This is a genomic window from Amycolatopsis thailandensis (assembly GCF_002234405.1).
In the GTDB taxonomy this organism is placed as follows: Bacteria; Actinomycetota; Actinomycetes; order Mycobacteriales; family Pseudonocardiaceae; genus Amycolatopsis; species Amycolatopsis thailandensis.
This window is the reverse complement of sequence record NZ_NMQT01000340.1, coordinates 1-754: the sequence shown is the minus strand read 5'-3', so window position 1 is coordinate 754 and position 754 is coordinate 1. Positions and strand designations below refer to the sequence as shown.

The 754-nt window shown below is 69.0% G+C and carries 1 protein-coding gene and 1 pseudogene; both read right to left on the bottom strand.

What is annotated here, in order from left to right; genetic code table 11:
* Positions 1-187 (bottom strand): annotated as a pseudogene (locus CFP71_RS42770) (cysteine dioxygenase); the annotation flags it as partial.
* Between the two features lie 263 nt (positions 188-450).
* On the bottom strand, positions 451-754 hold a 304-nt coding region (locus tag CFP71_RS42765), incomplete at its 5' end, for an NAD(P)H-dependent glycerol-3-phosphate dehydrogenase (RefSeq protein ID WP_341866914.1).

Sequence of the window (754 nt, the reverse complement as noted above, 5' to 3'; positions counted from 1 at the left end):
AGCTCATCAGCCAGATCTCCTGGAGTTCGTCGGCGTCGACGAGGGCGGAGAACCGCTCGTCGGGGTCGTAGCGCAGCAGGTGACGCCAGCGGTCACGGTCCGCGGCGAACTCGATCGCGACGCGCACCGGGTGGCGCAGGGCGGGGTTTTCGGGGATGACGAGCGTGTTGTCCGGGACGGCGAACATGGAGGTGTCCTCGCAAGAGAAAGAAGGTGTCGAGCTGGGCCGGGTGCTGGGTTCACCGACAACAGCGACACGACGCACACGCGACGGCGCCAAGACCCGAGAGGCCCCGCGACACAGTCATTCCACGTGCGAACATGCCCACAGCGAACCAGTGCGGAGCCCGGCGGTCAACAGATCTCACACCGTGGACCATGAGTTCTGCACCTGACGACCAGGCTCGCAGCACGAAGCGGACGCCGTCTGTCGCGATCCTGCGGTCTCGCTCAGGACCACTCGTGCTTCTGCGACCGCCCGAGCAGCTCGGCCCCCGCACGCCGCGGGTCGACCCCTTCGTGGCACACGCGGTGCATCGCGTCGGTGATCGGCATGTCGACGCCGAGGCTCAGCGAGAGTTCCCGGATCGACGTGCACGACTTGACGCCCTCGGCGACCTGACCGCCGGTGGCCGCCAGTGCCTGCTCCAGCGTCTCGCCCCGGCCGAGCCGCTCGCCGAAGGTCCGGTTGCGCGACAACGGCGACGAGCACGTCGCCACCAGGTCGCCGACACCGGCCAGCCCGGCGAAGGTC